General features: G+C 37.7%; 12 protein-coding genes and 1 pseudogene. All 13 read right to left on the reverse strand.

From position 1 onward, the window contains the following. A partial coding sequence (locus A9G28_RS09205; RefSeq protein WP_065580472.1) for a type VI secretion system Vgr family protein occupies positions 1–2,243 on the reverse strand: 2,243 nt, incomplete at its 3' end. 896 nt (positions 2,244–3,139) lie between these two features. Next, positions 3,140–4,354, reverse strand: coding sequence for a hypothetical protein (locus tag A9G28_RS09210; protein ID WP_065580473.1), 1,215 nt, complete (start codon positions 4,352–4,354; stop codon positions 3,140–3,142). Further along, positions 4,354–4,626, reverse strand: a complete 273-nt coding sequence (locus A9G28_RS09215) for a PAAR domain-containing protein (RefSeq protein WP_065567504.1) — start codon at positions 4,624–4,626, stop codon at positions 4,354–4,356. The genes A9G28_RS09210 and A9G28_RS09215 overlap by 1 nt, the downstream gene beginning before the upstream one ends. Then, positions 4,623–5,240 (reverse strand): DUF6708 domain-containing protein, encoded by a 618-nt coding sequence (locus tag A9G28_RS09220; protein WP_141674728.1) that lies wholly within the window; start codon positions 5,238–5,240, stop codon positions 4,623–4,625. The genes A9G28_RS09215 and A9G28_RS09220 overlap by 4 nt, the downstream gene beginning before the upstream one ends. Positions 5,241–5,290: 50 nt before the next feature. Continuing rightward, a complete protein-coding gene (locus A9G28_RS09225; protein ID WP_065580475.1) occupies positions 5,291–5,482 on the reverse strand; it encodes a hypothetical protein in 192 nt (63 codons plus the stop codon). Then, positions 5,482–6,315, reverse strand: a complete 834-nt coding sequence (locus A9G28_RS09230) for a DUF6708 domain-containing protein (protein ID WP_065580476.1) — start codon at positions 6,313–6,315, stop codon at positions 5,482–5,484. The genes A9G28_RS09225 and A9G28_RS09230 overlap by 1 nt, the downstream gene beginning before the upstream one ends. Beyond that, positions 6,315–7,142, reverse strand: coding sequence for a DUF6708 domain-containing protein (locus A9G28_RS09235; protein WP_065580477.1), 828 nt, complete (start codon positions 7,140–7,142; stop codon positions 6,315–6,317). Before A9G28_RS09235 ends, A9G28_RS09230 begins: the two co-directional genes overlap by 1 nt. Further along, entirely contained in the window at positions 7,142–7,978 is an 837-nt protein-coding gene (locus A9G28_RS09240; protein WP_065580478.1) for a DUF6708 domain-containing protein, read from the reverse strand. Before A9G28_RS09240 ends, A9G28_RS09235 begins: the two co-directional genes overlap by 1 nt. Continuing rightward, positions 7,978–8,808: pseudogene (locus tag A9G28_RS13970) on the reverse strand (DUF6708 domain-containing protein). Before A9G28_RS13970 ends, A9G28_RS09240 begins: the two are co-directional and overlap by 1 nt. Then, positions 8,808–9,647 (reverse strand): DUF6708 domain-containing protein, encoded by an 840-nt coding sequence (locus A9G28_RS09255; RefSeq protein WP_065580481.1) that lies wholly within the window; start codon positions 9,645–9,647, stop codon positions 8,808–8,810. The pseudogene A9G28_RS13970 and the gene A9G28_RS09255 overlap by 1 nt, the downstream one beginning before the upstream one ends. Positions 9,648–9,664: 17 nt before the next feature. Further along, positions 9,665–13,333: a toxin VasX gene (locus A9G28_RS09260; protein ID WP_065580482.1), complete on the reverse strand. Its 3,669-nt coding sequence runs from the start codon at positions 13,331–13,333 to the stop codon at positions 9,665–9,667. A gap of 17 nt (positions 13,334–13,350) precedes the next feature. Further along, the gene (locus A9G28_RS09265) at positions 13,351–14,232 is read right to left on the reverse strand and encodes a hypothetical protein (RefSeq protein WP_065566609.1); all 882 of its coding nucleotides are present in this window, start codon (positions 14,230–14,232) and stop codon (positions 13,351–13,353) included. Beyond that, positions 14,232–16,706, reverse strand: a complete 2,475-nt coding sequence (locus A9G28_RS09270; RefSeq protein ID WP_081301558.1) for a type VI secretion system Vgr family protein — start codon at positions 16,704–16,706, stop codon at positions 14,232–14,234. Before A9G28_RS09270 ends, A9G28_RS09265 begins: the two co-directional genes overlap by 1 nt. Between the last annotated feature and the right edge of the window lie 84 nt (positions 16,707–16,790).

A 16,790-nucleotide genomic window follows, 5' to 3' on the forward strand; every position in this document is an offset into this window, starting at 1 on the left:
ATATTGAGGTTGGCATTTTGGGCTTGCACTGCAATATCGCCTTGGTTGGCAAACAGTTTCATGCCTGATTTATGAGCAAATAGTCCTATTGCGTCGCCAGATGATACGGTGATGTTTTTTAATGCGTTGATATCGGTTTGGTTTTCGCTGGTTAGGGTTAAGCTATTGCCTGTTGTCAGTTGGATGTTTTCTGGGCTGGTTAAGGCAATGCCTTCTTGCGCATAGGCCAGTAGGCCACTTTGAGTTAGCTGAGTTAAGTTGGCTTTAAGCTGGTCTTGACTGTCGGTATCCGCGCTGTGTGCGTCGGACTGGGTAGCGGCATTTTGTAGGGCTTTGGCAATCGATAAGGCATTTTCCAGTTGGTTTATTGCCGTTTGCATATCCAGTTGTTTGCCTTGCGCTTTCGGCTCGGTTTGCGTGGTTAAGTATAAGCCTTTGTTGGCAGCAATCGCGCCCCGTTCATCCGTCCTCAGTTCAAAGCCTTCACCACGTTGTGCTTTTTTTTCGTTAACAAGGTGACCTAAGTTAAGTTGGCTTTTGCCGTATTCGGTGGCGAGTTTGATATGCTCTTGCCCGCGTTTATCATCCATGCGTAATTTATTGTTGGCGGGGGTGCGAATGACATTGCGGTGTTTGTTTACCGTAGTCACATGGTCTGGGTGGGCGCTGTCGTGCATGGCATGGGCGATATACGGCCTATCTGGATTACCATTCATAAAGGCAATCGCCACTTCCGTGCCATCAATTAATGGGAAGTGAAAACCATAGGTGTTACCCGAATAAGGTTTTGCTAAGCGTACCCATAAGCTTTCAGTACCCTTTTTCCACGCTTTTAAGTCAAAGTTGAATTTAACTCGGTAGCGCCCGTGAGTGTCAATATAGCCATAGGTGTCATTATCAGGGCTAGTGACCCGTGCGGGTAAGGTGCCACTGACTTGTGGCCAGCGTATGGGCGCGGGGCGATAAGGTTTTAAGGCTTGATAGGGAATGGCGGTAAAGGTGAGTGCATAGGCATCGGTACGGTTACCTTGTCCTTGCACACTTAAAATAAGGATACCGTCATTAATATTCGTCAGCGGACTGCCGTTGATATTAATCCATTGACCGGGGGCAAGGTTATAGTGATTACTCTTACCTTTAATGATAATTTGCTGGCTAATCGCCTGCTCATGGCGAATACGTGCATACCACTGACCACTTTCAATCTGATTATCGTTTTGATTATCGTTATACTGGTTACTACCATTAGGATTACCATGGTTACCAACGCCATTGTTATTTGTGTTACTCGTTTGCGAGTTATCTTGTCCGTTGCTATTTAAGCCTTTATAATGCTCGGCATAACGGTAATCCTTGCCATAGGTGGTGAGGACTTTGGGTTGGGTATTTATTTCGCTCTGTAAGTCGGCTAGGGCATCACGGTAGTTATAGTCTTGAACGGTCACTGAGGCCGGTACCATTTCGCTATGTAAGGTGATATCCCAAACACTTTCCACACCCGTATCGGCCATACCACTCGGCGGTTTATAGTCGATATTGGCCACTTGCGCATAGCCTTGTTCATAATCACTTAACACCATCACATCACAATCATGTTCGGCATGGGTTTCAAAGCGAAACCAGATACCGACATCGGCCAATAAGCGTTGAATAAATTCTAGGTCACTTTCTTGCCACTGGGTGATAAACTCCCGTTCAGGATAACTGTCTTTGAGCGCTAACCGGTAATCAATGCCGGTAAAGCCGTGGCTGCGTAGCACTTCTTCAACCACACTGACCACGCTTTGATTTTGAAATAGGGCACTACTTTTCCCTATCGCTAAGCGAGCTAATCGGGAAGATAACACGACTTGGTAATGGGCTTCATCTTTATTGACTGATAGCTGGCTAAATTCAGTGATGACCCCATGCAAGGTGCGTTTATTGGTGACGGCGGGCAAGTCACTTAATGAACGAATAGCGGAAGTTAATGGCTTGTTAATAACAGGATTAAAGAAGAAAGTCGATTTTTGATTAAGGAACGCATCGGGCGATAAGGTTTTGTCAGGGCTGGTAAAGGTAACCACATAATGCCAAGGTTGATTTAACTGCTCATCACCGTCAACATGCAAAACTGAAATTGGTGCGGTCAGCTCGTCAACGGTTAAGGTATAGCGGTTGTGACTAACACCCCCTAAACCGGCCATTAAATGGCTAAACTCGCCACCGAGTTGACCCATAAGGCGATTAAGTTCATTCGACATGTTTTCCTCTCCTATTATTTCTAATAATTTATCCCATTTATTTTTATTATATTATTGGTTTATCACTATATTATTGTTTTTACGCTGGTTATTTTTAGCATAAGCGATAATGCAAACAGAGTATAAACTATTTTAACGGAAAATTTAACTTTTTTAATGAATATCTTTGTTTAATATTAATAATTTCAATTAGTTAAACTAGTATGTTGGCGTTATTTAAAATCTTCATTGAATATACAATTTAAACTTTTTATTTAAACGTTTTGCAACTTTATCAATTAGATTTATTAACTCATTAAATTTAAAATGATTTTACGTTGAAACGGTATAGATTCCTGAATATTTTTTACAAAAATGATTGTATTTTTGACCAATAAAATAGGAGGGATAATGCTTATATAAAATCAGCAAACCCATTCAAACAGCCAAGAGAAAATAGAAAGTGTAATATATCCTTTAAGCGTGAGGTATTATCCGTAAAAAAGCGCGTTGTAACTCAGTTATTGAGTTACAACGTTGGTTCTTTACAAACTCCGTTTTAATTGTTTTAAATGAGCCACTTTAGCTGACTTATGTTATCCAATAATTCAATGCTGATAGTGTCAAATCATATTGTGCGACGATTTCAGTATGTGATTTACCGTGTTGATAAAGACTGACTATTTGGTGTTTAAAATCATCTTTGAATGTTCGCCTTTTCATTTAATCTTATTCATATTAGATCTTTTTTCGTTGTGATAAGTTTATCCCTTAAAAAAGTTGTATGGTTTAGTCTAGCCAATTCAGTTGGGGTGTTAAGGGATCTTATATTCCATAAAATGCCTTAACGTTATCATAGTAAAAATATCAATAAAAAATCAGTAATTTTACATAGTGATATGTATTACCTTAAACGCTTAACAAGCGGTATTGTCTTGCAAACATGATACAACCGAAGCGGCAAGCTGTGTTTCACCTATCATAATCAATTGCTTATCTTTTTTTATAGATGCATTTTCAATGGCTAATAGTAATGCCAACCAATATGAACAATAGCCAGCATAACCAATTGAAGTATCGATATTAAAATGATTTTTTGCTTCAAACTGAATTTGATTAAAGTGGTGCATAATTTCATTTTTTAAATCGGGTAAAATACCGCTATACCAAACCCCATCATACTGATTATCATCTGCACTACCCCACAATAAAGCATGCTCAATCGTTTGCGTGAATTCCGCTTTTTGTTCACTACGATGAACTTTTATTAATGGTGAATTAGCAGTAGGAAAAAATGACGCGCTATCTACGTTTTCCCCAGCTAGAATTAGCATTGACGCAAACTCACCTTCATTGTTAATTGGGGCAGAAAACAGATGTGTATTAATCAGCAAAAGCAACTCATCATCATGATCGTTATTGTCTAACCATGTTTCTATAAATGTGGATGAATGGCTGGGATCTTCAATTTCAAAGCTAGCAGGATGATAGATTCTTTTTCCCCATGTTTCCATCCATAATGCCTTTATTTTATCGTTTGAAATTTGAGCATCAATAAATAATCTAACATGCAAATTTGCTTGAGTTAACACCGTTGCAAATTTTGCTTTGTATTCTTTTTCAAAACGGGTAAAAATAAATTTTAAACGCTCATCAAAGCTTTCTGATGTCATCCCCTTAATCCCAGATAAAGTGGTATGAGGAATAACAATGCCACTATTGCGGTGTAATTTACTTGTAATAAGAAAATCATTATTAGCAATAGTCGCGGCATTCCTTGTTTCGCCCTGCTCTGTAATAAGTGAAAAGCCTAAAACATATAATCCTCTTTGCCCATAATTAATCAGTTCTTGTTTACGCTCTTCTATACATAAATTCCACTGTTCAATATAAATTAGATGGTTACCATATAGAAAGACACCATATAAAAATATAAGCAGCCAAGAAACAAAAGGGAAAACAAATAGGCCTGAAATAAAAAGGATATCTGATATGTCATAAAAAAAGCTGAGTGTAATAGTAATAATACAACCAAGCAAAATGAACACAATAAGCAAAGCACCCCAGAACCAAAAATTCATTTTTTTAGCATCAGGTAACGGGGCTGGCAGTGAGGTTAAATCGACAGACATTAGCTTTTTCCTACCTCGGATATTGATGAGATTAAAGAACAACCACAACTGCTTTTATGACCATCTAAAGCGACTAGCTTACCTTGATCGGAAAAAGTTGATTCGCCCTCAATAATAGGATTAATTCCATGCCCTTTTATTGGACAACTGACTAAATCCCCCACTCGAGCAACGGGTTTGCCTAAAATTGTCATTGTCGATGAAGCAGTAATGACTTTTCCGCCATGATCTGTCAAATCCCCTAACCGAATAACTCCGCGTGATTTACTCATTTTTTTATTTCCTTTGTTTTTATATTATAGGTTTTCATTTGTTGATATTGTGCATCTATTTGTTGATATTCTTCAAGCGAGCTGGCTTTGGATTTTTTGTCGATTTCTTCTGGCCAATTGACTTTGATTGGCCAAGTAAAGTCTTCTTCTGGCATAAATTCGGCATCCAAATTTTTATCAGAAAACGCCATATAGCTATTTATCCACATCCATTCGTCATAACTTAGACTGGTATCAGCAGCCAACAAAAAGTGGTCAATCACTTTAGTGGTATTAGGCTCACATACCACACACTCTAGGCGATAACTTCTAACCATTCCGCCACTCCCAAGAGGAACTGATACCGATGTCATACACCCTTGAATATCTGCCCAATTAAACTCTTTAACTGTAATTTCTTTTGCTTTTAAAGGTGAGCAAGTAAACGTTCTTAATGAGCCAAAATATAAAAGGCAATGATCATAAATATAAACTTTACCTGTTTTACGATTTAATCGTATTGGGCAATCTTCAGGAGAAAAAATAACACTCAAAAACATATGAAAGAAAAAATAAACCAAAAAAACACCTATAAAACAACATATTAATAATAGTGCTCTATGTTTAGTTCCCATCCAAACACTTGGCAAAGTAAAATAGAGCGCAAATATTAAAAATAAAATAACTATTGATGAAAAAAAATAGTCGCCAACCGAAAAAAAAATCTCATCCCTGTGAATCTTCTTGAAAATTCACAGTAATCATCATTAGCATAACGTAATTTTTTATTATTACTTAAATGTAATTGTGTTGTATATATTCCTTTATGCAAATCTTCGCGCCAGCATGACACTTGCGGTTGGTACTTTGATGGCATTATTTATTCCCTAACTTTTTATACTCGGCATCTATTTGTTGATATTCTTCAAGCGAGCTGGCTTTGGATTTTTTGTCGATTTCTTCTGGCCAGTTGACTTTGATTGGCCAAGTAAAGTCTTCTTCTGGCATAAATTCGGCATCCAAATTATTATCAGAAAAAGCCATATAGCTATTTATCCACATCCATTCATAACCTAAACTGCTACCGGTCGCCAACAGAAAATGGTCAATCACTTTAGTGGTATTAGGCTCACATACCACACACTCTAGACGATAGTTCCTAATCATTCCGCCACTCGCAAGAGGAACTGATACTGAGGTCATACACCCCTGAATATCTGCCCAATTAAACTCTTTAACGGTTATCTCTTTAGCTCTAAAGGGGGAACGAGTAAAGGTAGCCCATGAACCACAATATAACAGAAAATGGTCATAAACATAAACCTTACCTGTTTTACGGTTAAAGCGAACAGGACAATCTTCAGGACAGAATAAAAAAGTAAGAAAAAATTGAATAAATATTGGACTGGATATTAAAAATAAAAAAAATGAAAGAATAAATAGTGCTTTATGGGTATCAAGATAAAATATAGCAAAAAGTACAGCAACTAATCCAGAAATTATCATCAATACACATATAAAGAAAAGAATAATAACAATCAATCTAATTAATAAGCTTCCCATCCCCGTGAACCGCCGAGAAAGCTCACAATAATCATCATTAGCATAACGTAATTTTTTATTATTAGTTAAAGGCAATTGCGTTGTATAAACCCCTTTGTATAAATCTTCGCGCCATGCGGAAACTTGCGGTTGGTACTTTGATGGCATTATTTATTTCCTAACTTTTTATACTCGGCATCTATTTGTTGATATTCTTCAAGCGAGCTGGCTTTGGATTTTTTGTCGATTTCTTCTGGCCAATTGACTTTGATTGGCCAAGTAAAGTCTTCTTCTGGCATAAATTTGGCATCCAAATTTTTATCAGAAAAAGCCATATAGCTATTTATCCACATCCATTCATAACCTAAACTACTACCGGTCGCCAACAGAAAGTGGTCAATTACATTGGTGGTATTAGGCTCACATACCACACACTCTAGACGATAACTTCTAACCGTTCCGCCACTAGAAAGAGGAACTGATACTGAGGTCATACACCCTTGAATATCTGCCCAATTAAACTCTTTAACGGTTATCTCTTTGGCTCTAAAGGGCGAGCGAGTAAAGGTAGCCCATGTTCCAAAATATAAAAGAGAATGATCATAAATATAAACTTTACCTGTTTTACGGTTTAAACGTATGGGGCAATCCTCGGGGGCAAACAGTATATTTAGCAAGAATTGAAAAAGAAAATAAGCAATAAATAATACCAATAAACTAGCTGATATTGTTATTATTCTATCATCACTTACTGTAATAATAACGAAAACTCCCATATATAAAATCCATAATGATAATAAAACAAGAATTGAGGAAATAAATGCTGTAATCCCACGAGCAAAATACCCCCCTCCTAAACGTCGTGAAAATTCACAATAATCATCATTAGCATAACGCAATTTTTTATTATTAGTTAAAGACAATTGCGTTGTATAAACCCCTTTGTATAAATCTTCGCGCCATGCGGAAACTTGCGGTTGGTATTTGGATGGCATTATTTATTTCCTAGCTTTTTATATTCGGCATCTATTTGTTGATATTCTTCAAGCGAGCTGGCTTTGGATTTTTTGTCGATTTCTTCTGGCCAATTGACTTTGATTGGCCAAGTAAAGTCTTCTTCTGGCATAAATTCGGCATCCAAATTATTATCAGAAAAAGCCATATAGCTATTTATCCACATCCATTCGTCATAGGTTAGGCAATTATGAGTAGACAGAATAAAATGATCGGTTACTTTAGTGGTATTAGGTTTGCATATCACACATTCAATACGGTAAGTTCTGACTATACCGCCACTGCCCGTAGGTGCCGAAACTGAACTCATTACTCCTTGAATATCTGCCCAATCAAATTCTTTAACGGTTATCTCTTTGGCTCTAAAGGGTGAACGAGTAAAGGTAGACCATGCTCCAAAATACAATAAAAAATGGTCATAAATATAAACCTTACCTGTTTTACGATTGAAACGAATAGGGAAATCTTCAGGAGCAAAAAAAATATTCAAAGCCATTAGAAAGAAGAGATACATACAAAAAAACACTAATAAACAACATGGTATAAATATAAATCTAGTTTCGCTTTTTTCAAAAAAAATAATTGGTATAACAAAGTATAAGACTATTGATGCTAATAAGACAGTTGCAGAAATAATTGTTATCATAAATATACGAAGCAATGGATTCATCCCACTTAAACTCCTTGAAAATTCACAATAATCATCATTAGCATAACGTAATTTTTTATTATTACTTAAATGTAATTGTGTTGTATATATTCCTTTATACAAATCTTCGCGCCAGCATGAGAGTTGCGGTTGGTATTTTGATGGCATTATTTATTCCCTAACTTTTTATATTCGGCATCTATTTGTTGATATTCTTCAAGCGAGCTGGCTTTGGATTTTTTGTCGATTTCTTCTGGCCAGTTGACTTTAATTGGCCAAGTAAAGTCTTCTTCTGGCATAAATTCGGCATCCAAATTTTTATCAGAAAAAGCCATGTAGCTATTTATCCACATCCATTCATAACCTAAACTGCTACCGGTCGCCAACAGAAAATGGTCAATCACTTTAGTAGTATTAGGCTCACATACCACACATTCTAGACGATAGCTTCTAACCATTCCGCCACTGCCCGTCGGTGCCGAAACTGAACTCATTACCCCTTGAATATCTGCCCAATCAAATTATTTAACGGTTATCTCTTTGGCTCTAAAGGGAGAACGAGTAAAGGTAGACCATGCTCCAAAATACAATAAAAAATGGTCATAAATATAAACCTTACCTGTTTTACGATTAAAACGGATTGGGCAATCTTCAGGAGCAAAACAAATATTCAAAAACATCTGAAGAAAGAGCTGAATTATCAATATTACAACAAAATTAAAAGGTAAAAACATGAGACTATCTTCTTCGCCAACAACAATATCACGTATTACCATATAAAACCCCAAAATTGATAATAAAATTATTAGGAAAGCAATAATTATCATTAACATACGAAGAAACGGATTCATCCCTGTGAACCGCCGTGAAAATTCACAATAATCATCATTAGCATAACGTAATTTTTTATTATTACTTAAATGTAATTGTGTTGTATATATTCCTTTATGCAAATCTTCGCGCCAGCATGACACTTGCGGTTGGTACTTTGATGGCATTATTTATTTCCTAACTTTTTATACTCGGCATCTATTTGTTGATATTCTTCAAGCGAGCTAGCTTTGGATTTTTTGTCGATTTCTTCTGGCCAGTTGACTTTGATTGGCCAAGTAAAGTCTTCTTCTGGCATAAATTCGGCATCCAAATTTTTATCAGAAAACGCCATATAGCTATTTATCCACATCCATTCATCATAACCTAAACTGTTATCGGCCGCCAACAGAAAGTGGTCAATCACTTTAGTGGTATTAGGCTCACATACCACACACTCTAGGCGATAACTTCTAACCATTCCGCCACTCGCAAGAGGAACTGATACCGATGTCATACACCCTTGAACATCTGCCCAATTAAACTCTTTAACGGTTATCTCTTTAGCTCTAAAGGGCGAGCGAGTAAAGGTAGCCCATGATCCTAGATATAAGATGAAATGCTCATAAAGATAGATTTTCCCTGTTCTACGATTTAAGCGTATTGGACAATCTTCTGGCATGAATAAAATTGTTAGGAATATTTGAAGCATAACAAAGCTAATAAAAATCAAAAGAATCCCCAAAAAAACAAATAAAATATCTATTTTTCTTAACTGCATGATATTAATACCATAAAAACTTACAAATACTCCAAATATTGTAAGTAGTAGCGAAAGGAACGATATAAAAATTAGAAAGAAACGGAGAATTATACCAATTCCGTTTGGGGATCTTGAAAACTCACAATAATCATCATTAGCATAGCGTAGTTTTTTATTATTACTTAAATGTAATTGTGTTGTATATATTCCTTTATGCAAATCTTCGCGCCATGCGGAAACTTGCGGTTGATATTTGGATGGCATGATTACGTTCTCCTTTTTTAGTTGATAATATGTTCAATGCGTAGTGGCGATTTAGCGTTTTTATCTTGCCAGTAATGTAATATGCCAATCACTTTTTTCGCTTTTACCCTTAATTCGGCAACTTTTTGGTCTATCACCATGGTAGCATTTGCATTTGATTCAATAGGATAATCTTTAGAAGCAACCCAACGTACTAAGTCATGATTACATTGATTGGGTGATACCGTAACATGCAGATATTGTTTATCTGTACCTTGCTCAATTTTAACCTTAGCCGATTGCTCTTCAGAATCAGTTAGATAGACCATACAGGTATAACGGCTTTGCGCATCAAAATTGGGCAGTTTAATATGCACATGCAATCCACCGGCATAAATTAATGCAGCGTTTTCATCTGAATCATTACGAATATCGTCCAAAAAGAACTCCATATCATGAGATTGATAATTTAAAGCTAAATAAATACCTGAAAGATAGGCAAAATAGTCATTTAACGCGGCACTGGTGCCAACCGCAGTGAGTGGGTAAGGCTGCCCTTGTTCTGGATGTTCATGTTTACCAAAATAGCAACGATTAAACCACACTTCGATGGGCGACCAACGATCGGCTTCTGAGCCTATATACACTAAAATTGCACCAATAACAGCTAATGCTATTGCCAATAAGGCAAATGGTAAAATAATAGGAACAGCTACTCCAACAAGACCAATCGAACCACTTACTAGTGTACATATACCACCTATAATAACTAGCTTAGCATCATCACTATCACCATTTTTCGCATAACCAACCCCTTTATAAATATCCATGACCCCATCCAATATCGTAATAAGCGCTAGCGTTGCTCCAGTGACTTTTATAAACTCCTTACAACTTGGTATCATAGTGGTAAAGATATTTATTTTAGGCAATGCACCAACTAGTTTAATCGTGTGGGCTATTACTTCGGCCGACATTAACGACATAATTACACAAGTCTTAGCCATATCATTAAGGATTTCCTCTTTCACTTCTTGCCGCATTTCACGCCCTTGAGTTTCGAGTACTTGCCTATTTTGATTGTATAAAATCCCTTGCAAAAATATCATTATCCCATTTATCGCAATACTTTTGGTGGAATCTAACTTGACTCGTTGTTTGGCTTTTGCCATTGCTGTTTCAAGGTCAGCTAGGGTTAGCTCGCTATCAAATTGGTGGGCGTGTTTGATTTCAGCACCTAATATCTTTTTAGTTTTGGGAAGAGTGGTTTCTTTTAATTTCCCCTCTTTTTTTAAGGTATTAATCATGCTATCCATTGAGGCTATATCATCAGCTACCACCATAAATTCCATTTGAACCGTTTTTTCAAGCTGGCTTTTAGTGGGTTGGCTTTCAAATTGCCAGCGCTTATCGGTATCTGATACTTTTGATAACTTATACAGTTTAGAACTTTTATCAATACTCACCGATGATACATCTGAATTTTCCATCAAAATTTCATAAAATTTGGGTAGGTTTTTAATTTTGACCGGTAAACTTATACGCCTATGCTCAACGCCCGAAAAAACTTTAAGCTGTTCTATGCTATGGTCTTTCATTAAAACTTCGTTAATTAACTTCGCGTTCTTTGGTAGATTAGCAAAACCGGCAGCCATCCAATTCATTAATACTTCCATTTTATCAACAAATAAGGTTGTATTTTTCGCATCAATTGGCAGATCCATAATAGCGTTAATTTTGTCCACTATTTCGTTGAGATTTGTTACATTTGTTTGGTGGTCTGCTACACCTTGATTTTGCTCCATTTCAACAATCCGTTGTTTGAGTAACCTTTCATACAGATTATTGTCCTGACCTTTTAATAGATAAAAATAGATGGAATTTTCGTCTTGTAATAGGCTGTCCCATAAGCCAAACTGTTCAGGTAGCTTCGCCATTTGTATATTACCTTGTAATATGGCGGTAATATCTTCAAAATAGCCTAAGTGGTCTTTAGAGTAGTCGTTTTCTTGTTCGCGTCGCCAAAACTCAATTTGGTTATAATCGGTCAGTCCTGCTGGGGCATATTTAGACGGTTTATCTTTTGAGCCAAAAAGCCAAGTAACATACACTAAATAATCGATTGATATTGCGTGGATGTCTTTTACAATTTCATCCAATAGTTTTTTATCTTCTTGGCGAAATGCAGCTAGTTTTCCCATATCTAGTCGTGCAGACAGTTTTGCCCATTCTTTATCAAATTTAGATTGTATGGCACCTTCTTTCGTTAATGAAAAACGATGTACATCGCAATAATGGTTAAAGTATTGATTTTTTTTCTTTAATAATGCTGTTTTCTCATCGCTCGTTAAGGTAATTTCTTTCCAACCTTCTGATTGTAACTTTTGGATCCGTAAGCTGTAAGCATATAATTCGTTACCGCTATTATTGCTCATATTTGTTACGGGTTTATAAACATCCTCATATTGTGTTTCATTATATTTACCGTCTTTTTCATTTTCTTGCTCTATTTGATTCGCAAAATAGTTCTTTAATCCTTTTTCATAAGCGTCAATACAAGATACAATCCTACGTTTATAGGCTCGATTAGTCGTGAAATATTTATGATAATATTTTGGGGTATTTGTATTGGGTTTTAGAGGGATGGTTATTGCTTGTGATTGTGCGGTGTCACTTTGATTATCATCAATATTAGGATTTATAAGGCTTTGAAAATAATCTTTCGCATATGGAAACAGCTCTGGTAATTCATCAGACGCATTTAACCAGTTATCCGATGGCGTATAATCTGCTATTTTTTCGTTATAGGCATCGGTTAATTTTTTTTCTATTGCTCGTTCGTGCTCTAAAAAGGCATTATTAATCGGGTCAAAGTTCCGCAATCGTTGAGCATTAAGCTCTTCGGCTATGCCGAAGGTGTCTTCTAATACAATGCAACCGATTGTACATTGATACTGCTTTTCAAATTTTGCGGCTATATCTGCAATTGCTTTTAAATTGTCTTTATCTGAATAATCATAAAATTCATGTGCGCTTGGAAAACGCACATTAAAATCTTTTTTCTCAAAGAAAAACTCAGGTAAATAAGGTGCTTTATTCTTGTCGAGTAAATCGTTGAAAGCAAAGCTACGGCCGTCGGTTAAATCGGTAGGATTGTTTCGCGTTTTGTCGTTTATCGTTACTTTGGTAAATCGTCTTAAATCAGCATCTGGCGAACGGTAATAATCTTCAATATCTTTTGACCAAGCTCGACGGCTATAAGCTATCCATACCGTGGCATTTAATACATCAATATTGGCAAAAATAGCGGGGATATTGTGGTTCTGTTCAGTGCATTTTTCAGCTAAATCTTCAATCTCGTATTTTTTCATATGGTAAATGGATCGATGCCGTAATGCTCCTTTCGAGGTCACTTCGTAGCCTAATAATTTTCGATTGCCATTTTGTTCCATTAGTACATAAACATACCCTTTGCGTAACATTCTTAGGGCGTATTTATGCTTGGTTAATGTCACGTTAGGGCGCCTATCGGTTAATTTGGGTACGTTTTTTGACCAGTCTATACCGTGATAAGCATTCGGATTAATAACCGATTGGCGAACTAAAAAAAATGGCATGCCGTTTCGTTGACAAGTGCCACATCCACCATCTGCCATTGCCGAGGTATTCTTTGCTTCTTCAAAAATATTAGGGTCGATTTTGTTCATGATATATTCCTTTTTTATTATTGTTTTAGTTCTATTTGACTCAAATGTTGTGCTAAAGTGCCCGGTTCATCTATCGCTTTAGCTATCGCGGCTTTTAACGATTTTGGGTCTAACCGGTTTTTATAGCTCATCAGCACTAATGAGAAAGTGAATAGATCGTTACTATCTTCTAACCCTTCTCGTTTCGCTTGGTTATAAAATTCAGCGAGTAATAATATGTCTGCATCTTCCATATTTTTATTTTGATTTTCACAAATATTTTGCCAAGCCACTGTTAGATGATATAGGTTAACTGATTGTTTTAAAAAGTTTTTAGTTTCTTCTGTTACAAATATATCAAAGGGCTCTGGCGTATAAGGTAATGATTGAATAATCTGCAAATGATTGTTGAATGAGGTAAAACAGTAGGTGCTACAGCAGTTTAATAAATTAGGTAACCAATCAGGGCAAATTTTATTGCCTTCTTGCAATAAAAACATGCGAAACGGCTCATAAAAAGGAACAAAACGAACCCCAATTAGTTGACCTAACTTTAAACCGATATTAATTAGTTGATGACTTAATAAATCAGGTTGATTTTCACTGACTAGGCAGGCACAGATATACCGTTTTTGCAGTGAACCTTCTTGCTTTAGTTGGTTACTGATAAAATGAACCAATTTTTTATTGATTGGTTCATCAGGTTTGGCGATCACAACTAATTTTGGACAATGACGCTGATCGTGGATTAAATCTGGCCTTGGTACAATTTGGATAGCTTCTTTCCCTCGATTTTCTTGTAAACTTTCCATCGATAATATATGAAAATAACTTAGCGAAACTAAGTTATCAATTAGTAGATAACGATACTGCTTGCGTGCTTTTTCATTATCTAAAAGATTGAGTATTTGCTTTTCCATTATGCTGACTCCGAACAAGTATCGCCTTTTGGCAAATTGGGGATTGGTGCTTGGTAATTTGCAGGTCCTAATATACGAAAGCTCGCCGATTTAACCTGAACATCACCCGGGGCGAGCATTTTTATCCCGCCATTTTCAATCACAATAGCGGCACCATCGCACGTTAATGTGAGTTTTTTATTTGCCGATATAATGACTTCACTGTCGGTACTGGTAATTTTCATATCCTGTTTTGAACTTAATTGCATTTCATCATTTTGAGCTTGTATGTCGACATTACCTTGCGAGGCAAATATCTTTATGCCCATTTTATTGGCAAATAGGCTTATCATGTTGCCGGCCGTCACCATAAAGCGTTTAAACGCACTAATATCAACGGTGTTTTGTGCTGTTTGGATAATGTTTTCACCGGCGGTGTGTTGAATTGAACTTGGGGTGACATCAGCCATGCCAGCCGGTGCGTAAGTGAGTATGCCGGGTTGTTTTAGTTCTTTTAAGCTTTGTTCAAATAGCTGTTTTTGAGTTTGTAAATCAGCCAGTTCAGCTTTGGCGGCCTCGGCAAGTTCATTGAGCCGTTTAACCATTTCAGCAGCTTGCGCTAGTTCTTTAACGGCGTTGTCCATTTGTAGCTGTATATGGCTTGCTTGTGTTTGTTCTTCACTGGTTATATACAGCCCTTTACCCGCTCTTATCGCCCCCCATTCATCTGTGCGCAGTTCAAAGCCTTCACCGCGTTGTGCTTTTTTTTCGTTAACAAGGTGACCAAGGTTAAGTTGGCTTTTGCCATATTCGGTGGCGAGTTTGATATGCTCTTGCCCGCGTTTATCATCCATGCGCAGTTTGTTGTTGGCGGGGGTACGAATGACATTGCGGTGTTTGTTTACCGTAGTCACATGGTCAGGGTGGGCGCTGTCGTGCATTGCATGGGCAATATACGGCCTATCGGGATTGCCATTCATAAAGGCAATCGCCACTTCCGTGCCGTCAATTAACGGAAAGTGAAAACCATAAGTGTTACCCGAATAAGGTTTGGCTAAGCGTACCCATAAGCTTTCAGTGCCCTTTTTCCATTCTTTTAAGTCAAAGTTGAATTTAACCCGGTAGCGCCCGTGAGTGTCAATATAGCCGTAGGTGTCATTATCAGGGCTAGTGACCCGTGCGGGTAAGGTGCCACTGACTTGTGGCCAGCGTATAGGCGCGGGGCGATAGGGTTTTAAGGCTTGATAGGGAATGGCGGTAAAGGTGAGTGCATAGGCATCAGTACGGTTACCTTGTCCTTGCACACTTAAAATAATCACCCCTTCTTCAATCGATTTTAACGGACTGCCCGTGATGTTAATAAGTTGCCCTGGGGCTAATTGATAGCGGTTGCTTTTACCCGTGAGGATTATTTGCTGGCTAATCGCCTGCTCATGGCGGATTTTGGCATACCATTGACCGCTTTCAATGGCGTTATCTTGTTCAATACCGTCATCTTGCGGTGACGGGTTAGCGGTTTGTGGTTGGTTGGAGTTAACGGCTTTATCATTTGGCTTACTCTGCTGACCTTGTCCGTTTTTATAATGCTCTTCGTAACGGTAATCAGTGCCTTGCGTGGTGGTGGTTTTCGGTTGGGTGTTGATATCAGTGAGTAAATCGGCTTTGGCATTACGGTAGTTATAGTCTTGAACGGTCACTGAGGCCGGTACCACTTCGCTATGTAAGGTGATATCCCAAACACTTTCCACACCCGTATCGTCCATGCCACTCGGCAGTTTATAGTCGATATTGGCCACTTGCGCATAGCCTTGTTCATAATCACTTAACACCATCACATCACAATCATGTTCGGCATGGGTTTCAAAGCGGAACCAGATACCGACATCAGCCAATAAGCGTTGAATAAATTCCAGGTCGCTTTCTTGCCACTGGGTGATAAACTCCCGTTCAGGATAACTGTCCTTGAGCGCTAACTGGTAATCAATACCGGTAAAGCCGTGGCTGCGTAGCACTTCTTCAACCACACTGACCACACTTTGATTTTGAAATAGGGCACTATTTTTCCCCACGGACAGCCGTGCTAAGCACGAAGATAACACGACTTGGTAATGAGCTTCATCTTTATTGACTGATAGCTGGCTAAATTCGGTGATGACCCCATACAAGGTACGTTTATTCGTCACGGCGGGCAAGTCACTTAGTGAACGAATAGCGGAAGTTAATGGCTTGTTAATAACAGGATTAAAGAAGAAAGTCGATTTTTGGTTAAGGAACGCATCGGGCGATAAGGTTTTGTCAGGGCTGGTAAAGGTAACCACATAACGCCAAGGTTGATTTAACTGCTCATCACCGTCAACATGCAAAACCGAAATCGGTGCGGTCAGCCCGTCAACGGTTAAGGTATAGCGGTTATGGCTAACCCCCCCTAAGCCGTCTATTAAATGGCTAAACTCGCCACCGAGTTGATCCAAAAGGCGATTAAGTTCATTCGACATGTTTTCCTCTCCTATTATTTCTAATAATTTATCCCATTTATTTTTATTATATTATTGGTTTATCACTATATTATTGTTTTTACG

This window comes from Gilliamella sp. Fer1-1 (genome assembly GCF_001690825.1).
Lineage (GTDB): Bacteria > Pseudomonadota > Gammaproteobacteria > Enterobacterales > Orbaceae > Gilliamella > Gilliamella apicola_C.